Below are 19089 nucleotides of genomic sequence, written 5' to 3'. Positions count from 1 at the left end.
ATGCCGACCGAAGCCGTCAAGGCCGCCCTGGGCCGTCAGGAGGTCGAGCTCCCCTCGTGGGCGTTCGGGAACTCCGGCACCCGGTTCAAGGTGTTCTCCCAGCCCGGTGTGCCGCGGTCGCCGGAGGAGAAGATCGCCGACGCGGCCGTCGTGCACAAGTACACCGGGGTGGCGCCGAGCGTGGCGCTGCACATCCCGTGGGACAAGGTCGACGATTACGCGGCGCTCTCGGCGTACGCCAAGGAGCAGGGCGTCCGCCTGGGCGCGATCAACAGCAACGTGTTCCAGGACGACGACTACAAGCTCGGCAGCGTCACGAACCCGGACCCGGCGATCCGCCGGAAGGCGACCGACCACCTGCTCGAGTGCGTCGACATCATGGACGCGACCGGCTCCCGGGACCTGAAGCTGTGGTTCTCCGACGGCACCAACTACCCGGGTCAGGACGACATCCAGGACCGGCAGGACCGGCTGGCGACCGCGCTGAAGGAGGTGTACGACCGGCTCGGCGACGACCAGCGGATGCTGCTCGAGTACAAGCTGTTCGAGCCGGCCTTCTACACCACCGACGTGCCGGACTGGGGTACGTCGTACGCGCACTGTCTCGAACTGGGGCCGAAGGCAACGGTCTGTATCGACACCGGGCACCACGCGCCGGGGACGAACATCGAGTTCATCGTCGCGTTCCTGCTCCGGGCCAAGAAGCTCGGCGCGTTCGACTTCAACAGCCGGTTCTACGCCGACGACGACCTGATGGTCGGCGCGGCCGATCCGTTCCAGTTGTTCCGGATCATGAACGAGATCGTCCGCGGTGACGCGCTCGACCCGGACCGCGGCATCGCGTTCATGCTCGACCAGTGCCACAACATCGAGGAGAAGATCCCGGCGATCATCCGCTCGGTGATGAACGTCCAGGAGGCGACCGCGAAGGCGCTGCTGGTCGACCGGGACGCGCTGCGTACGGCGCAGCAGAACGGCGACGTACTCGGTGCGAACGCGGCGCTGATGGACGCGTACAACACCGACGTCCGGCCGCTGCTGGTGGAACTGCGGGAATCGCAGGGCCTGGACGCCGACCCGATCGCCGCGTACCGGCGCAGTGGCTACTTCGAGCAGATCACCGAGGATCGCAAAGACGGTCAGCAGGCCGGATGGGGAGCATGAGAGTGAGCGACACCGCGGCCGAGCTCGTTGCGCGAAGCAACCGGCTTGGCGCCGATCCACGCAACACCAACTATGCCGGCGGCAACACGTCGGCGAAGGGTACGGCGACCGATCCGGTCACGCGGAAGCCCGTGGATCTGTTGTGGGTAAAGGGTTCCGGCGGCGATCTCGGTACGCTGACCGCCCAGGGCCTGGCCGTACTGCGGCTCGACCGGCTGAACTCGCTTGTCGACGTGTACCCCGGTGTCGATCGCGAAGACGAGATGGTTGCCGCGTTCGACTACTGCCTGCACGGCAAGGGCGGCGCGGCGCCGTCGATCGATACCGCGATGCACGGCCTGGTCGACGCGCCGCATGTCGACCACCTGCACCCGGACTCCGGTATCGCGCTGGCGACCGCCGCCGACGGCGAGAAGCTGACCGCCGAGTGCTTCGGCGACCGGGTGGTGTGGGTGCCGTGGCGGCGGCCCGGCTTCCAGCTCGGCCTGGACATCGCGGCGGTCAAGCGGGACAACCCGCAGGCGATCGGCTGCATCCTCGGCGGCCACGGCATCACCGCCTGGGGCGACACGTCCGAGGAGTGCGAGGCCAACTCGCTGGACATCATCCGTACCGCGGAACGCTTCCTGGCCGACCGTGGCATCGCCGAGCCGTTCGGCGCGGTGGTGGCAGGCTTCGAGGCACTGCCGGCGGACGAACGCCGCGCCCGGGCCGCCGCGCTCGCGCCGGTCATCCGTGGCCTCGCGTCGACCGACAAGCCGCAGGTCGGCCACTTCACCGACTCCGACGTCGTGCTCGAGTTCACCGCGCGCGAGAAGCTGGCCGAGCTGGCCGCGCTCGGTACGTCGTGTCCGGATCACTTCCTCCGCACCAAGGTGCGCCCGCTCGTACTCGACCTGCCGCCGTCGGCGTCGGTGGAGGATGCGACGGCGCGGTTGCGCGAGCTGCACGCGGAGTACCGCGAGGCGTACGCGGCGTACTACGAACGGCACGCGGACGCGGACAGCCCGGCGATGCGCGGGGCGGACCCGGCGATCGTGCTCGTTCCGGGCGTGGGCATGTTCAGCTTCGGCAAGGACAAGCAGACAGCGCGGGTCGCGGGCGAGTTCTATGTGAACGCGATCAACGTGATGCGCGGTGCCGAGGCGGTGTCGACGTATGCGCCGATCGACGAGCGGGAGAAGTTCCGGATCGAGTACTGGGCGCTCGAAGAGGCGAAGCTGCAGCGGATGCCGAAGCCGAAACCGCTGGCCACGCGGGTTGCCTTCGTCACCGGTGGTGGCTCGGGGATCGGCAAGGCGATCGCGCAACGGCTCGCCGCCGAGGGCGCGTGTGTCGTCGTCGCCGACCTGGATCTGGCCGCGGCCGAGGCGGTCGCCAAGGAGATCGGGTCGACGGACGTGGCCGTCGCGGTCGGTGCGGACGTGTCGTCCGCCGAGGCGGTCGAGGCCGCGCTGCGGGAGGCCGTACTGGCGTTCGGTGGTGTGGATCTGATCGTCAACAACGCCGGCCTGTCGATCTCGAAGTCGTTGCTGGACACAACCGAACGCGACTGGGACCTGCAGCACGACGTGATGGCGAAGGGTTCGTTCCTGGTCTCGCGTGCCGCGGCGAAGGTGCTGATCGACCAGGGGATCGGCGGCGACATCGTCTACATCTCCAGCAAGAACGCGGTCTTCGCCGGCCCGAACAACGTCGCGTACGGCGCCGCGAAGGCGGACCAGGCGCATCAGGTCCGGCTGCTCGCCGCCGAGCTCGGCGAGTACGGGATCCGGGTCAACGGAGTGAACCCCGACGGCGTGGTTCGTGGTTCCGGGATCTTCGCGGGCGGCTGGGGTGCCAAGCGCGCCGCCGTGTACGGCGTACCGGAAGCGGAGCTCGGCGCGTACTACGCGCAGCGGACGCTCTTGAAGCGCGAGGTACTGCCGGAGAACGTCGCGGCAGCGGTGTTCGCGCTGACGGGTGGGGAGCTCACCCACACCACCGGTCTGCACGTGCCTGTCGACGCCGGCGTGGCTGCCGCCTTCCTGCGGTAGGAGCTGCGATGTGGAGCGCTGAACCGAGCCGTTCGGTGGACGGGCACGGCGCGCTGCCCTGGATCGAGCCGCGGAAGACGCGGATCGGTCTGGTAGCCGGTGGATTGGGCGCGTACTGGCCGCAGTTCCCGGAGCTGCTTCCGCAGCTGCAGGCGTCCGCGCGGAGGGTGTCCGAGCGGTTCGCGGCGCTCGACTGCGAGGTGGTGGACGTCGGGTTCATCTCCGACGCGCAGGAAGGTGCCGCGGCGGCGGAGAAGCTGCGGGTAGCCGATTGCGACCTGATCGTCGGCTTCCTGACCACGTACATGACGGCGTCGATGCTGGTTCCGGTGGCTCAGCGCAGCGGGGCGCCGGTGTTGTTGCTGAACCTGCAGCCGACCGAGGCGATGGATCACGCCACGTTCGACACCGGCGCCTGGCTGGCGTACTGCGGCGCGTGCCCGCTGCCCGAGATGGCGAACGCGTTCGAGCGCTGCGGAATCGACTTCCGGTCCGTGTCCGGGTACCTGGAGGACGAGCGGGCCTGGACGCGGATCGACCGCTGGATTCGGGCCGCGGGCGTACGGGCGGCACTGCGGCACGGGCGGCACGGCCTGCTCGGGCATCTGTACCCGGGCATGATGGACGTGGTCACCGATCCGACGCTGGTGTCCGCGCAGCTGGGCGGCCATGTCGAGATCCTGGAGATCGACGACCTGCGGGTTCGGGTCGAGCAGGTCACCGACGCCGAGACCGACGCGCGGATGAAGCTGGCCCGGGCGATCTTCACTCTCGACGACTCGGTCAAGGACGAGGACTTCCGTTGGGGCGCCACCGTATCGGTCGCGCTGGACCGGCTGGTCGAGGACTTTTCCCTTGATTCATTGGCCTACTACCACTGTGGGCTTGATGGTGAGACCCACGAACGAGTAGCGGCCGGGATGATCCTCGGCGCATCGTTGCTGACGGCAAGGGGTGTTCCGGCGGCCGGTGAGTACGAGTTGCGTACGTCGCTGGCGATGCTGGTGATGGACAAGCTCGGCGCGGGCGGTTCGTTCACCGAGCTGCAGGCGCTGAACTTCACCGACAACGTGGTCGAGATGGGGCATGACGGGCCGGCGCATCTGGCGATCTCGGCGCGGAAGCCGTTGCTGCGTGGGCTCGGTGTGTACCACGGCAAGCGTGGGTGGGGCGTTTCGGTCGAGTTCGACGTACGGCAAGGCCCGGTGACGCTGTGCGGTTTGGGGCAGCGGCGGGACGGGTCGTTCAAGCTGATCGCGTCCGAGGGGACGGTTGTGCCCGGGCCGCTGTTGCGGATCGGGAACACGACGTCACGGGTGGACTTCGGGTGCGATCCGGGCGAGTGGACGGACGCGTGGTCCGCCTCCGGCGTCGCGCATCACTGGGCACTCGGTACGGGGCACCGCGCCGCCGATCTGGCCGCGGTGGCCGAGCTGCTGAAGCTGGATCTGACGGTGGTCGCGCCGTGAAGCGGGTCGCCGCGGTTGACCTGGGTGCCTCCAGCGGCCGGGTCATGCTCGGCGAAGTCGGCCCGGACGTGCTGCGGTTGAGCGAGCTGAACCGCTTCTGGAACGGTCCGGTCCGGGCCAACGGCACCTTGTACTGGGACGTGCTGCAGCTGTACCGCTCCGTCCTGGACGGACTGCACTTGGCCGGTGCCGTCGACAGCATTGGGATCGACTCGTGGGCGGTCGACTACGGGCTGCTCGACAAGTCCGGGCGGCTGCTGGGTAACCCCATTCACTATCGCGACGCCCGTACCGAAGGTGTGATGGAGCGGGTACTGGCGACGATCCCGGCGGCCGACCTGTACGGCGTGACGGGTCTGCAGCAGTTGCCGTTCAACACGATCTACCAACTTGCAGCGGAGGAGTTGCCGGCCGACGCTGCCACGTTGCTGATGATCCCGGACCTGCTCGCGTACTGGCTGACCGGGGCGATCGGGGTGGAGCGGACGAACGCGTCCACCACTCAGTTGTACGACGTGCGGACCCGCGAGTGGAGTGACGAGCTGATCTCCCGGGTTGGCGTTCCGCGGCAGCTCTTTCCCGCGCTGCATGAGCCCGGCGACGTTGTCGGCCGGGTGGTTGACAACGCTTTGCCGGAAGGCGTACCGGTGGTTGCCGTCGGCACGCATGACACGGCATCTGCTGTGGTCGCGGTACCTGCGGCCGGCGAGCGGTTCGCGTACATCTCCTCGGGGACCTGGTCGCTCGTCGGGCTTGAACTCGACGCGCCGGTGCTGACCGAAGCGGCGCGGGCCGCCAACTTCACCAACGAAGGCGGCGTCGACGGCCGCATCCGCTTCCTGCGGAACGTGATGGGCTTGTGGATTCTCCAGGAATGCCAGCGGATCTGGGCCGACGACGATCTGGACGGGCTGCTGCGGGACGCTGCCGGCGCGCCACCGTTCGCCGTACTGATCGATCCGGACGCCCCCGAATTCCTTGCTCCGGGCAACATGCCGGGCCGGATCGACGAGCATTGCCGGCGCACCGGCCAGGAGCCGCCGCGATCCCGCGCGGCCGTGGTGCGATGCATCCTGGAGAGCCTCGCGCTCGCGTACCGGCGGACGTTGCGGTCGGCGCGGGCGATCGCCGGGCGGGACGTCGACGTACTGCACGTGATCGGCGGTGGTTCGCGGAACGAACTGCTCTGCCAGCTGACCGCCGACGCCACCGGACTGCCCGTACTGGCCGGGCCGGTCGAGGCCTCCGCGCTGGGCAACGTCCTGGTGCAGGCTCGCGCCCTCGGCGAGCTCCTGCCGGACCTGGACGCGATGCGCGCCCTGGTCCGGTCCACACATCGCCTGCGGCAGTACCAGCCGCAGGGCAAACCGGCCGACTGGGACGCCGCCGAGTCCCGGATGTTCGGAACTAGGTGATCCGCATGACCGTCCTCCCCCAAGAACTCCGCCCCCACGACACCCACCCTCAGGACACCCGGCCCCAGGACGCCCGCCCGCACGACGCCCGGTCGTATGACGCGCGGCCCCAGGAGCTGCGGCCGCAGGATGTCCGGCCGTACGACGCGCGGGCGCAGGAGCTCAGGTCGCAGGCGCGGCGGGTGGCGCCGCGCGAGATCAGTCACGACGACCTCCAGCTGCTCCGGCTGCTCGCCACCGGCCTCCCCGTCGACGGCGTCGCCCGCCGGCTCGACCTGTCCGAACGTACCGTCCGTCGCCGCACCCGCCTGATCTGTGACCGCCTCGGCTTCAGCACCGCGATAGAAGCAATCGTCTGGGCAGCCCGCCGAGGCCTGGTCTGACCCGATCCGGTCCGAGCGGAGCCTGTCCGAGCCGACCCGCCCCCCGAGCCGACCCCCCCCGAGCCCACCCGAGCCGGTCCGAGCCCACCCGAGCCCACCCGAGCCGGTCCGAGCGGTGCTGGTATGAGCGGGGCCGGTGTTGAGTGGGCGTTAGGTGGTGGCTGGTGCGGGTACCGGTGTGTTCTGGTCGTCGAGTGGAGGAGGACCGATGAACGCAATGACCATTGTCTGGATCGTGGTCGCGGTTGCCGTGCTGGTGATTCTGGTCGCGCTGATCGCCGGCGCGGTGTCGCGTGGGTCGCGTCGCCGGGCGGAGCGTGACCGGCAGCAGGCGTACGAGCACGAGCAGCAAGCGCGGGCCAGTGCGACTCAGGCCGAGAAGCAGCAGGCGACCGCCGACGAGGTCGACGCCCGGGCCCGGAAGGCGCAGGCGATCGCCGACGAGAAGGCAGCCGAGGCCCGCCGCCTGAACGCGGGCGCGACCGAACGCCACGAAGCCGCAGAACAAGCCCGTACCGAAGCAGCAGAACACCACGACCAAGCCCAAAACCTCTGGCCCGACAACACCGAGCAGCCTGTTGCATCGGACTGGGACGACGGGAGTCACCCGCAGGATCCGCGGCATCCGAAGCACTCTAGGCGCTCGAGGCACTGATCCTTTGGTTCAGATCAGGTAGCGGAACTCGGGGGAGTTGGGGTCGATGCGTTCGATGTCCAGCGGGGCGGCCTCCATCCGGGCGAGTAGACCCGGGAGGTCGTCCCGGCCGGAGATCTCCACGCCGACCAGGGCGACCCCGGTCTCCCGGTTGTTCCGTTTCACGTACTCGAACAACGTGATGTCATCGTCCGGACCGAGCACCCCGTCCAGGAACGTACGAAGCGCGCCCGGCTCCTGTGGGAACGTCACCAGGAAGTAGTGCTTCAGCCCTTCGTACACAAGTGAACGTTCGAGGATCTCCCCGTACCGGCTGACGTCGTTGTTGCCGCCCGACAGCAGACAGACGACCGTCTCACCGGGACGTACGACAAGACCATTGCCCAAGGCACTTGTCGACAAAGCGCCCGCGGGCTCGGCGATCAGCCCGTCGATCTGGTACAGCTCCAGCATCTCGGAGCACACCAGCCCTTCGGGTACGGACATCAGCTCCACCCCGGCCTGCGAGACCAACGGCAGCGTCGCCGCGCCGACCCGTCGCACTGCCGCGCCATCGACGAAGCTGTCCAGCTGCGGCAGCGTCACCGGCTCGCCGGCCGCCAGCGCCGCCGCCATGCTCGCCGCTCCACCCGGCTCGACGCCCACGATGCGTACGCCCGGATGCCGCTCCCGGATCCACGTCGCAACCCCGGCCACCAGCCCGCCACCGCCGACCGGCACCACCAGTACGTCAGGCGCCTGCCCGAGCTGCTCGACCAGCTCGACCGCCACGGTCCCCTGGCCGGCCACGGTTCTCGGGTCGTCGAACGCCGGCACCATCGTCGCGCCGGTCGCCGCGCCTTCGGCCAGCGCCGCGGCGGCCGCGTCGTCGTACGTGTCGCCGGTGACGATCACCTTGATCTGCTTGCCACCGAGCGCCGCGATCCGATCGCGTTTCTGCCGTGGCGTGGTTCGCGGGACGTACACCTTGCCCTGTACGCCGAGGATGTGGCACGAGTACGCCAGCCCCTGCCCGTGGTTGCCGGCGCTCGCACAGACCACGCCGGCCGCCTTCGCCGCGTCGTCGAGCTGCGCGATCAGGTTGTACGCGCCGCGCAGCTTGTACGAACGGCCGATCTGCAGGTCCTCGCGTTTCAGCCAGACCTCCGCGCCGGTGCGCTCGGACAGCCGGAGGTTGCGCTGCAGTGGCGTACGGACAGCGACGCCGTCCAACCGCTGGACCGCCGCCTCGATCAGACCAGCGTCAACTGATTCGCCCACGTCATCAGGGGTCGATCGAGCGACTGAACTACTGCCCTGCATGGTCTTCCTTCCCGTGCATTTGCACGATTTTCCCCGATTCGCTCGCTGCACAAGACGATCCACGTCCACAGTCCGGACGAGCGGACAATGTTGCGTATCAGACTCTTGCACCAGGCGTGAAAGGGCTCTTCACTGGGCAGTCTAGTTTTCATACGCTCACTCGGTGTAACGACCAGGCCCCTGGATCGGATGAGCCGGGTAAAGCGGTCAGTGAGACTGGAGGGCACAGATGGAACTGATTCCGTTCAGTCTGTGGGGAGACGCCCTGTGGTGTGGTCAGGAGGTCGTGCGGGAGGCCCCGCACGAGCAGGCGATCCGAAGCCTGTTCCCGGACCCCATCCCGGCGCGTGGCGCAGATCTGGACACCGAGGCGGACCTCGTCCCGGAATCGCACAACCGTTTCGATCCCCGGTCGGTCGCCGTCCGGGTGCAAGGAAGGGTGGTCGGCTACCTGCCGCGGGACGACGCGCACCGGTACCACCCGGTGCTGTCGGAGTTGGTGGCGCAGGGCCTGCAACCGCGGGTGCCCTGCCACTTGTGGGTGAGTGAATGGGAGCCGGCGGACTGGGAGCACAAGGGCAACCAGGGCACCGAGTTCCATGCCAGCGTGGCGGTCGCGCTCGGGCAGCCGCACATGCTGGTACCGGTGAACCTGCCCCCGCCAGGCAGCTATCACCTGCTGCCGCCCGGCAGCGGCATCGTGGTGCCGGGCAGCGAGGTACATCCGGACGTGCTGGCACCGTTCTTCCGGGTGGAAGGCGAGTGCTGGGCGTACGCCACCATGCACGCGATCGAGGAAGAGGACGGTATCCAGGACCGGCACCGGATCGTGGTCGAGGTCCGGCTGGACGACGACCCGGTCGGCCGGCTCAGTCCGCGGCTGAGCGCCGAGTTCCTGCCGGCCATCCACTACCTCGCCGACATGCGTGCCGAGACCGCAGCCCGCGTCGCCGTCCGCGGCGACCGTTCCGCATCGGAGGTGATCCTCTACGCGGCGCGGAGTCACGACCTGCCGGCTACCTGGCCGGACGGCCTGACCCGCTCCCCAGTCGCGTCCCCACAATGGCACTACTGGGCCACCAAAGAGGCCAACTAGGCGGCTGCGCAGTACTGACCGGATTGTCGGGGGCCTCACTGGCCGGTACTGCGGAGCTACTTCAACAAGTCACCGAACGCGGCCGCGTTCCGCTCGCACCAATCGCCGAAGGTGCTCGGGGCGCGGCCGATCAGCTCGCGTACGTCGTCCGTACGCAACCCGGTCGTGTCGGCGCGCATCCGCGTCAGCCCTTCGACGATCGCGGCCGCGAGCTCGGGCGAGGCGCCGTCGGGGTAGCGGAACCGGACCGCCTCCTCGGGGGTCGCGATCGGGCGTACGTCGAGCGTGCGGCCGATCGCCGCGCCGAGAATCGCGACCTGCTCGGCCAGCGTCGACGCGTCCGGACCGGTCAGTGTGTACTGCTGGTTCTCGTGGCCGTCCTCGGTGAGTACGACCGCCGCGGCGGCCGCGATGTCGGCCGGGTCGATCGGCGCGGCGCGGCCCGGGCCGATCGGATCGAGGACGTACCCGCCGGACCGGATCGTCGGCAGCCAGTCGAAGGCGTTCGTCATGAAACCGGTCGGCCGGAGGAACGTCGGCGCTGGTCCGGCCGCCGCGATCAGTTGTTCCCGGGCGTGATGCCAACGGCCCATCGCCGGAACCGGATCGCCGAGCACGGCGTACGAGGAGAGGTAGACGATGCGGCGTACGCCGGCTGTGCGCGCGGCTGACACGAAATTGCCGGTGTGTTCGAGACCGGTGCCGGGGACGAGCAGGAACACGGTGCCGACGCCGCGCAGGTCGAGTGGGCCGTCGAGATCCCCGATCAGCTGCTCGGCGGGCAGGTCGTCGCGCGGGCTCCGGACCAGGGCACGGAACTTCGCGCCGCGCTGGTTGAGCTCGTCGACGAGGAAGCGGCCGCGCCCTGCAGGCGCCGGTCGAGGACGAACGCCGGCAACTCGAGGACCGGATCACCGCCACGCTGACCAAAACCGAACGGGCCCAACTGCTGAAGGCACTGACGAAGATCCAGCAGGCGTTACAGGACGAGGCGTGACGTACTTTGGTCGTATGGCGAATGTGGTCGAGTGCCCGACCTGCGGACGGCCCGGCGTTCCAATTCTGTACGGGTTGCCGACTTCGGTAGCGCGCGAAGCAGCCGCCGCGGGGAAAGTGCGGTTGTTCGGGTGCGTTGTACCGGCCGATCCAGATCAGTGGATTTGCCCTGAGTCGCACACTTGGCGCTCCGATGATGATGCTGTCCTGATTGCGGCCATTGACGCGGCGCTGGGGCGATAGGCGGCGGACGAAACACCGAGCCTGAGTTGGTCAACCCATGTGGTGCGGGGTTGTACGACGGACCAACAAGAGCGGATCGTCGGGGCTACATCCGGCAGATGCCTGCAACCGGCAGATGCCCGCACCCGGCGAATGCCCGACCTACGGTTGCCCACAACCGGCAGATGCCTGCGCCCGGCGATGGCCCGCACCCGCCGATGCCCCGTGAAGCCGAGTGGGCATTCGCTGGGTGTGGGCTCCGCCGCATGTGGGCATCCGCCGGGTGCAGGCATCCTGCCGGTTGCGGGCGTCTGCCGGGTGCGGCATCCGCCGGGTGTAGGTGGGTTGGCTCGGGTGGTGCGGGTTGGCGTGACCGCACGTCGGTTGGTGCGGCGGTAGCCGCTGAATCGCGCGATAGCGGTGGGGTGGGTGGGAGCGGGCGCGCAGCACGGCGACGAAGGAGCCGCGCGTAGTGGACGCGTGGGGGCGTACACCATCCATCACCACAGGCGACGGCGCGCGGGGGCGTACGCGCTCAGCTGTTGTCTTCGGGGGCGGTGCCGTCCCAGATGGTGTAGCCGTGGGCTGTGTTGAGGTGGTCTCGGAGGGTGGTTTCGAGTTCGGCGACCTGCTTGGGTGCCAGCCAGGAGATCGGGAGCAGGATCGGGTGGCCGGGTTGTTTGGTGCGGAGGACGATTGCCTCGCCGTGGGTGGTTTGGACCCGGCCGGCTTCGGTGATGTCGGTCCAGGGCGTACGGAGGCCGCGTACCTCGATGTCGTTGTCCCGCAGCCGCGCGACCTTCGGCGGGCGGGCCAGGACCCACAGGCCGGCGAGCGCGATCAGGCCGCCGAGGGTGACGAACACCGACACCGCGACCCCCGGCAGGCCGAACGCCCAGAGCAGTGCCGCCACGCCGAGAATGATCAGCCCGGCGGCCAGGATCCCGAGGAATCGCCCCGCCCGCATCCGGTACGTCGTCCGCATCGCCCCAGGATCTCATCCGCCCGGGGGCGACCGATCAGGTGATCGGCCGGTTGCCTGCCCGGGCGTCCGGTTCCGGCCGATCGCCCCGCCGGATGGAGGTGTTCGCGCTCGGTCCAGGCGGGGCGTTTCGTCGGTCAGAACGCGTCGGTACTGGACGTGGTCGCGTTCCCGAACAGTGTTTTGGTCAGGCTGATCCGCCAGTTGTACGACCCGTCCAGCCGCTTGTCGAACTTCGAGTACGAGCAGTTCTCGGTGAACTGATGCACCTTGTCGTCCCAGTTCGACCCGGACTTGAAGTACACGTAGTAATCGCCGCGAATCCCGTTCAGCGTCACGGTTTTGTTGCCACGGACATAGATCGAGGCTTGCGGCTTCTTCGGCACGCTGTTGGTGACGACGATCACCGCGTCCGACCCGGCGTTGGTGATCTGCAGCGAGCTCGCGCCGCGCGAACCGGACCGCTGGAACACGTCGCCGTTCTCGCCGCGCCCACCGATCACGGCCGGCGCCGTGGGTTTCGCCGGCACCGAAACGGTCCCGAACTTCACACCCTTGCCGATCGCCGTCTGCACGGCCTGCGCCAGCGTCGCGTACGCGGTCCGTACGCCGGCCTTCGCTTCGTACAACCGGACGGCAGGTGATTTCGGCGCCCCGCAACCGTTCCGGGTCGAACCGGCTTTGCCCAGGTTGGTGTTCACGCTGCCCGCGTACGAGTCGAACGCGTCGAGTACGGCCGGATGCGCGACCACCAGGCCGGACGGCGGCGTGATCTTCGACAGCTCGTCGCGTTCGAGCAGGATCGCCGTACCCAGCTGGGCGCGGGCCGCGTCGAAGGCCGCGACGGTCTGTGCGTTCATCACCCGCCCGACGGACGGTTTGAGTACCTTCTCCACGTTGGTCAGCGCGCGCTGGTACATCGGCACCGACAGCGCGGGCGTCGGCTTCGCCACCGGCGCCGGCGTGTTGCTCGAAGCGCTTGCCGGTGTCTCCGACGGCGTCTCCGATTGTGTCGGCGTACCCCCGGCCGCCGCCGCGTCGTCGCTCTTCGGATCGCCGCTGCAGCCTGCCACCGCGAGTACCGCCACCCCGACCACGACCACCAACGAACGCATCCCGGTCACCCCCAGATATGACTCATTTTCATTTTGAGCCAATCCTTCACCGCGAAAGGTTCAACCGGCCAGCCCCGTCTCAGCGGCTGTCCGGATCAGTTCCCGGTGCCGGTCTCGTTCGGGTTGTAGGCGCAGGCGTCGTTCAGGTTCTGCGCGGCGCCCGGCGTCGGGGTGGTCTTCGGCGTGGTCGGCTTCCGGGTGGTGGTCGGCTTCTTGGCCGGCTGGGTCGCCGGCGGCGTCTGCGCGGTGCCGGCCTTCGGCGCGATCGACTTCTGGATGATCTCCCGCATCGCCTCGTAGTCCGGGTTCTTGCCGGTCGGGAAGTTCTTGCTCTTGTTCAGGTCGATATTGGTGACCTTGGCGTTCTTCACCTTCAGGCCGAGCTGGAGGAACGCGCCGAGGATGTCCTGCGGAATGTCGGTGCGCAGCATCTCCTGGCTGGCCGCCGCGATCTCGTTGTACTTCGTGATCAGCGTCGCCGGGTTCACGCTGTTGACCAGCGCGTGGATCGTGCAGCGCTGCCGCTCCTGCCGCGACGGGTCACTCAGCCCGTACCGGCCGCGGGCGAACCACAGCGCGTGGTACCCGTCGAGCTTCTGGTTCGGTCCCGGCATGATGTAGCTGCTCGGCAGTTTGTGCCCGTTCGTTCCCGGGCCCTGACCGTAGTCGCCGCCGATCGGCACCTTGTAGTTCACGTTCACGGTGATCCCGCCGACCGCGTCGATGATCTCCTTGAAGCCGGCCAGGTTGACCTGCATGTAGTAGTCGATGTCCAGGCCGAGCGCGGCGCTGGCGGCCAGCTTGACCACGTCCGCGCCCTCGTTGTCGGTCTGGCCGAGGATGCCCGGATGCGCCTTCGGGACGTTGTCGTACATCGAGTCCAGGTAGTACTCCGGCTGCTCCCGGTTGCCCAGGTGCGGATCCCAGTACCCGTCCGGGTACACCTTGTGCAGTGGTGAATCCTCCGGGAACGGCATCCGCATCCAGTTCCGGCTGAGCGAGATCAGGGCGGTGTCACCGGTCTTGGTGTCGATACTCGCCACGATCACCGTGTCGGTCCGGACGCCGGTCCGGCCGACGCCGTCGTCGGCGCCGAGCAGCAGGATGTTCAGCCGCGGGATCTTCGCCCACGGGTCCTGCTTGTTCACCTTCGGCCGGGTCGCGCTCTTCGAGTTGCTCTCGGACTGGAAGACCCCGCCGATCAGGTTGCGCTGTGCCATCACGGACTGCGCGGCGACGGTGGTCGGGAGGGCGATCGCGAAACAGAGCACCCCGACGACCATCGAACCGGCCAGCCGGCTCGTGTACGTCATGCTCACCGGGCGGAGCAGCTTGTGCGAAGCGACCACCACCCAGATCCAGCAGGCCCCGAGTACGACCACCACCGCGGTCACGATCAGCAGTTGCTGAGGCGACACAATCAGGTTGAGTACCGAGTCGCGCTGCGTCAGGGCGACGAACCCACCGATCAGCAACAGGCCGATGCTGATCGTCAGGACGAACGCGCCGAGCTTCTTCCGGCCGCCCATCAGCAGCCCGGAGCCGGGAACCAGGGCGCTGACCAGCGTCAGGCCGATCGCCTTCGACGCGGTCCGCGCCCGGTGCGACCTGGCCCGGGATCGGCCGGCTCGAGGCGCCGCCCTCCGACCGGCTGCGCGAGTACTCCGCGACATGGGCTCCGTTTCCCTGATCGACGACGTGACGACCTCTCCATCGGCCGCGCGCAGCGGCCAACGGTACTTCAGACGCCCACGACATCCGGTTGGTTGTCATGATGCTGCCGACCCCCGTCGATGCCCGCCAGCGTACACAGCCACCGGCCGACACACCGAAAGTCCCACCCACACCACTCAGCGTGCCGCCCACCCCCAAACCCCACGACCTGCTATGCAACCCCACGGCCCGCCGCCGTGCCCGCCAGCCCGACCCCACCGCGCCCGGCCCGCGCGGCCGCCTGCTCACCCCGCTTGTTCGGCCTCACGTGCAGAACTGCTTCCGATTCCTGGCACGCCGTTTTTGGCAATCCCACGTCCGAACAGTTAGCCTTGGCCGTCGTCGTGTCCTCTTCGTGGGGACCGTCGGAGGAGGCGTCGCCTAGTCCGGTCGATGGCGCCCGCCTGCTAAGCGGGTTGAGGGTAATCCCCTCTCGCGGGTTCAAATCCCGCCGCCTCCGCGTCGGGGGTCCTGTGTCCGCGGAATGCGCGGGCCGGGGCCGCTCCGGCAACTTTCCAGGGGTGCAACCCCCGGACCCCGCCCGGAGGGGCTTCGCCCCCCGGACCCCCAGGTGGTGCCTGGCTGGGGTTGGCCTTTGGTTAGGTGTCTTGTGACTGTTTCGCCTTGGCGATCAGTTCGACTGTTCTTGGGGTCATCGGTTCGGGGGAGATGATCAGGTGCTGGACGCCTAGGTTCTGGTAGGCGGTGATGGCCTCGGGGAGGTCTTGTACCGCGAGTGACTGGCTGCTCGGATCGTGGACCGGCTGGTCCGGGTCGCGGACGATGATGCCGACCGTGGCAGCGACCGAGCCGGCTGGTTTGCCTGCGGTTTCGACGGCCTGGCGCAGCGTCCCCAGGCGTTCCTCGACGGTGGCGTTCGGCGCGCCGTACCAGGCGGTGTTCCAGCTGTCGGCCCACTGCGCGGTGAGCTGCATCATTCGTGGCCGGCGGCCTGCCACCAGGATCGGGATGCGATGCGGCGGCGCCGGATCCAGGTTCGCCTCCCGGACCGAGTAATAGGTGCCCTCGTACGTCACCGTCTCGCCGCGCACCAGCCGGGCAACGATCTCCAGCCACTCGGCGAACCGCCCGACCCGGTGATCGGTGGGCAGCCCGAACGTCTCGTACTCAGGATCGTGCCACCCGGCGCCGACACCCAGCGTCAGCCGCCCGCCGGACACCTCGTCCAGCGTCGCCGCCATTTTCGCGGTCAGCCCCGGGTCGCGGAACGACGCGCACAGCACCATGTTCCCCAGCTCGACCCGGCTGGTGACCGCGGCGAGCGCGCTGAGCAAGGTCCAGCTGTCGTGCATGCCGTACGTCTGCCCGGCCGGGTCGCGGTACAGGAAATGGTCCGCGAGCCACACCGAGTCCAGCCCGTTCTGCTCGGCCGCCTCCGCGACCGCGCGGACGTCCTGCCATCCCGGCATGCCTCCATGGGCACCGTCCCCGGCACCGAGCGGCAGCATCACACCGATCTTCATCGCGAGCTCCAAGGTCCTGCGCCACCGATCCGGTCGCCGGTGGTCGCATCCGGCCAACGTACGTTGGATGATGGGGCGATGAGGAGGCCGTACCCGGATCGGGTGGCGGCCGGGCGGGTTCTGGCCACGGAGCTCGGCCGGGTACCCGGATCCGTTCTGGTCCTCGGGCTCGCGCGCGGCGGCGTACCGGTCGCGGCCCCGGTGGCGGTCGCCCTGGGCGCCGAGCTCGACGTGCTGATCGTCCGCAAGCTCGGTCTGCCGGGTCAGCCGGAGCTGGCGATGGGCGCGGTCGCGGGCGTCGGCGACGCGCTGCAGGTCGTACGCAACGAGTCGATCGCGGAGCACGTCGCCCCGGACGTACTCGAGGAGGTACGCGCGGCGGAGGTCCGCGAGCTGCGGCGGCGTGAACACGCGTACCGGGGCGATCGCCCGCCGATCGACGTACGCGACCGGGTGGTCGTCCTGGTCGACGACGGGCTCGCGACCGGCGCGACGATGCGCGCCGCGGTGGAGGCGGTACGAAAGCAGCGGCCGGCCCGCGTGATCGTCGCCGTGCCGGTCGGCGCGGCGGATACCTGCCGGCGGTTGGAGCGGGTCGCGGACGAGGTGGTGTGCGCGTGGACGCCGCGGTACTTCAACGCGGTCGGCCAGGCGTACCGCGACTTCGCCCCGGTCACCGACGACGCGGTCCGCGCGGCGCTGGAAACCTGAGGCCTGGTACGCAGCGCGGCGCCCCGGTCGGTGGACCAGGGCGCCGCGCTTCCCGCCCGGCCGTCGGCTTCCGAAACGACGACCGGAGTTCGTCAGCCCAAGCGGGCCTTGGTTCGTCAGCCCAAGCGGGCCTTCAGGTTGTCCAGCTCGACCTTCAGCTCGGTCGGTACGGTGTCGCCGAGCTTCTCGAACCACTCCTCGATCAGCGGAATCTCGGCCTTCCACTCCTCGGCGTCGACGTCCAGCGCGATCGCCAGGTCCTGACCGGTCAGGTCGAGTCCGGTGACGTCGAGCGCGTCCGGCGCCGGCACCCGGCCGATCGGCGTCTCGACCGCGTCCGCCTGACCCTCGATCCGCTCGATCACCCACTTCAGTACGCGGCTGTTCTCGCCGAAGCCCGGCCAGACGAACTTGCCTGCTTCGTCCTTGCGGAACCAGTTCACGTAGAAGATCTTCGGTAGCTGGGACGCGTCGTGCTGCTTGCCGACGGTCAGCCAGTGGTCGAAGTACTGCCCCGCGTCGTACCCGAGGAACGGCAGCATCGCCATCGGGTCGCGGCGGACCACGCCGACCTGCCCGACCGCGGCGGCGGTGGTCTCCGAGGACAGCGTCGCGCCCATGAACACACCGTGCGCCCAGTCCCGCGACTCGGTCACCAGCGGCACCGTGGTGGCCCGCCGCCCGCCGAAGATGATCGCGGAGATCGGTACGCCGTTCGGGTCGTCGTACTCGTCGGCGATGATCGGGCACTGCATGATCGGCGTACAGAATCGGCTGTTCGGATGGCTTGACAGCTCACCCGACTCGGGCGTCCACTCCCGGCCCTTCCAGTCGGTCAGGTGGTCCGGGGGAGTCGGCGAGTAGCCCTCCCACCAGACGTCGCCGTCATCGGTGAGCGCGACGTTGGTGAAGACCGAGTTGCCCTTCTCGATCGTCCGCATCGCGTTCGGGTTCGTCTTCCAGCCGGTGCCGGGGGCAACGCCGAACAGGCCGAACTCCGGGTTCACCGCGTACAGCCGGCCGTCCTTGCCGAACCGCATCCAGGCGATGTCGTCGCCGAGCGTCTCGACCTGCCAGCCGTCCAGCGTCGGGTCGAGCATCGCCAGGTTGGTCTTGCCGCAGGCACTCGGGAACGCGGCCGCGACGTAGTGCACCTGCTGCTCCGGCGAGATCAGCTTCAGGATCAGCATGTGCTCGGCCAGCCAGCCATCGTCGCGGGCCATCGCGCTGGCGATCCGCAACGAGTAGCACTTCTTGCCGAGCAACGAGTTCCCGCCGTACCCGGAGCCGTACGACCAGATCGCCCGCTCCTCCGGGAACTGGACGATGTACTTCTCGTCGTTGCACGGCCACGGCACATCCGCCTCGCCCGGCTGCAGCGGCGCGCCGACCGAGTGCAGGCAGGGCACGTACTTCGCGTCGGTACCCATCTTCGCCAGCACCTCGGCGCCGGTCCGCGCCATGATCCGCATCGACGCGACCACGTACGCCGAATCCGTGATCTCGACGCCGAACATCGGCTGCTCCGCCGTCAACGGGCCCATGCAGAACGGCACCACGTACAGCGTCCGGCCGCGCATCGACCCGCGGTACAGCTCGGTCAGCGTCGCCTTCATCTCCGCCGGCTCGACCCAGTTGTTGGTCGGACCCGCGTCCTTCTCGTCGACCGAGCAGATGAACGTCCGCTGCTCGACCCGCGCCACGTCGGAGGGGTCGGTGCGGACCCAGAACGAGTTCGGCTTCTTCTCGTCGTTCAGCCGGACCATCGTGCCGGCGGCGATCAGTTCGTCGGTCAGCTTGGCGTACTCGGCGTCCGTGCCGTCGACCCAGTGGATCCGGTCCGGCTGCGTGAGCGCCGCGACCTCGGCAACCCAGGTCAGCAGTCCGTCGTGCCGGGTCGGCGCGCCGCTCAGGTCGTACGCGGTGCGGTCGCCGGGGGCGGCTGCCGAATCTGCTGGGTCTGCTGCGTCTGCTTGGTCGGCGGGAGTGGTCGCGGGGGCTCGGTGGTCGGCTTTGGTGCGGGTCGGATTGGCGATGGTCGTCATGCGCGGCTCATTCCCTCTCGGCTGCCGGGTCCGGCGCGTTCGGCCCCTCGACGCTGAAAGGCGGTTACGGCGTCCGGCCGCCGGGGTCTCCGGCGGTGCGCTGCAGCTGGCTGGCGGTGTGATCTGTCGCATACCAGTCGTTCCAGTGGATACATACCAGTGTGCAAGTGGTACTAACCGTACGCGACGCGACCGGGGTCTGAGAACCGGTTGGAAGTGAACCCGGTCACAAAGTTTTCGCGACAATCGCTTTCCGGTGCCGCTTGTGAAAAAGAGAACGGCCCGCGCTCGATGCGCGGGC

The 19089-nt window shown here is 68.9% G+C and carries 15 protein-coding genes and 1 tRNA gene; 9 read left to right on the top strand and 7 right to left on the bottom strand.

The window, feature by feature from the left end; translation table 11 throughout:
- The 6 genes from rhaI to HDA44_RS24895 all read left to right on the top strand — a co-directional run bounded on the left by rhaI (position 1) and on the right by HDA44_RS24895 (position 7122).
- The gene (rhaI, locus tag HDA44_RS24920) at positions 1-1164 is read left to right on the top strand and encodes an L-rhamnose isomerase (RefSeq protein WP_184838369.1); all 1164 of its coding nucleotides are present in this window, start codon (positions 1-3) and stop codon (positions 1162-1164) included.
- On the top strand, positions 1161-3200 hold the full coding sequence (locus HDA44_RS24915) for a bifunctional aldolase/short-chain dehydrogenase (RefSeq protein WP_184838367.1): 2040 nt from the start codon (positions 1161-1163) through the stop codon (positions 3198-3200). The genes rhaI and HDA44_RS24915 overlap by 4 nt, the downstream gene beginning before the upstream one ends.
- An 8-nt stretch (positions 3201-3208) precedes the next feature.
- Positions 3209-4669 carry an L-fucose/L-arabinose isomerase family protein gene (locus HDA44_RS24910; RefSeq protein WP_184838365.1) on the top strand — a complete coding sequence of 487 codons (1461 nt, stop codon included), beginning with the start codon at positions 3209-3211 and terminating at the stop codon, positions 4667-4669.
- On the top strand, positions 4666-6084 hold the full coding sequence (locus tag HDA44_RS24905) for a rhamnulokinase (protein ID WP_337906385.1): 1419 nt from the start codon (positions 4666-4668) through the stop codon (positions 6082-6084). The genes HDA44_RS24910 and HDA44_RS24905 overlap by 4 nt, the downstream gene beginning before the upstream one ends.
- Before the next feature lie 5 nt (positions 6085-6089).
- Entirely contained in the window at positions 6090-6467 is a 378-nt protein-coding gene (locus HDA44_RS24900) for a LuxR C-terminal-related transcriptional regulator (protein ID WP_184838363.1), read from the top strand.
- 208 nt (positions 6468-6675) lie between these two features.
- Entirely contained in the window at positions 6676-7122 is a 447-nt protein-coding gene (locus HDA44_RS24895) for a hypothetical protein (RefSeq protein WP_184838361.1), read from the top strand.
- A 9-nt stretch (positions 7123-7131) separates the two neighbouring features.
- Here HDA44_RS24895 and ilvA read toward each other — a convergent pair whose 3' ends face one another.
- Positions 7132-8424, bottom strand: a complete 1293-nt coding sequence (gene ilvA, locus HDA44_RS24890) for a threonine ammonia-lyase IlvA (protein ID WP_184838359.1) — start codon at positions 8422-8424, stop codon at positions 7132-7134.
- 229 nt (positions 8425-8653) lie between these two features.
- Here ilvA and HDA44_RS24885 point away from each other — a divergent pair, with 229 nt between their 5' ends.
- Positions 8654-9520: an HIRAN domain-containing protein gene (locus tag HDA44_RS24885; RefSeq protein ID WP_184838357.1), complete on the top strand. Its 867-nt coding sequence runs from the start codon at positions 8654-8656 to the stop codon at positions 9518-9520.
- A 56-nt stretch (positions 9521-9576) separates the two neighbouring features.
- On the opposite strand, the gene HDA44_RS24880 is transcribed toward HDA44_RS24885, so the two are convergent.
- The 4 genes from HDA44_RS24880 to HDA44_RS24865 form a co-directional block, all read right to left on the bottom strand.
- Positions 9577-10329: a Rossmann-fold NAD(P)-binding domain-containing protein gene (locus HDA44_RS24880; protein ID WP_238353311.1), complete on the bottom strand. Its 753-nt coding sequence runs from the start codon at positions 10327-10329 to the stop codon at positions 9577-9579.
- A 944-nt stretch (positions 10330-11273) separates the two neighbouring features.
- Positions 11274-11723, bottom strand: coding sequence for a hypothetical protein (locus HDA44_RS24875; RefSeq protein WP_184838355.1), 450 nt, complete (start codon positions 11721-11723; stop codon positions 11274-11276).
- Positions 11724-11857: 134 nt separating this feature from the next.
- A complete protein-coding gene (locus HDA44_RS24870) occupies positions 11858-12835 on the bottom strand; it encodes a hypothetical protein (protein WP_184838353.1) in 978 nt (325 codons plus the stop codon).
- A gap of 95 nt (positions 12836-12930) precedes the next feature.
- A complete protein-coding gene (locus HDA44_RS24865; protein WP_184838351.1) occupies positions 12931-14508 on the bottom strand; it encodes an LCP family protein in 1578 nt (525 codons plus the stop codon).
- A 410-nt stretch (positions 14509-14918) separates the two neighbouring features.
- On the opposite strand from HDA44_RS24865, the gene HDA44_RS24860 reads away from it, so the two are divergent.
- A tRNA-Ser gene (locus HDA44_RS24860) sits at positions 14919-15008 on the top strand.
- 139 nt (positions 15009-15147) lie between these two features.
- On the opposite strand, the gene HDA44_RS24855 is transcribed toward HDA44_RS24860, so the two are convergent.
- Positions 15148-16032, bottom strand: a complete 885-nt coding sequence (locus HDA44_RS24855) for an LLM class flavin-dependent oxidoreductase (protein ID WP_184838349.1) — start codon at positions 16030-16032, stop codon at positions 15148-15150.
- Positions 16033-16110: 78 nt separating this feature from the next.
- Between HDA44_RS24855 and HDA44_RS24850 the strand changes: the two genes are divergently transcribed.
- Positions 16111-16743, top strand: coding sequence for a phosphoribosyltransferase (locus tag HDA44_RS24850; RefSeq protein WP_184838347.1), 633 nt, complete (start codon positions 16111-16113; stop codon positions 16741-16743).
- Between the two features lie 116 nt (positions 16744-16859).
- Here the strand turns inward: HDA44_RS24850 and HDA44_RS24845 are convergent, their stop codons facing one another.
- Positions 16860-18788, bottom strand: a complete 1929-nt coding sequence (locus tag HDA44_RS24845; RefSeq protein ID WP_184838345.1) for a phosphoenolpyruvate carboxykinase (GTP) — start codon at positions 18786-18788, stop codon at positions 16860-16862.
- Positions 18789-19089: the final 301 nt, after the last annotated feature.

Source organism: Kribbella solani (assembly GCF_014205295.1).
Taxonomy (GTDB): Bacteria; Actinomycetota; Actinomycetes; order Propionibacteriales; family Kribbellaceae; genus Kribbella; species Kribbella solani.
This window is presented reverse-complemented; position numbering and strand designations above follow the sequence as displayed.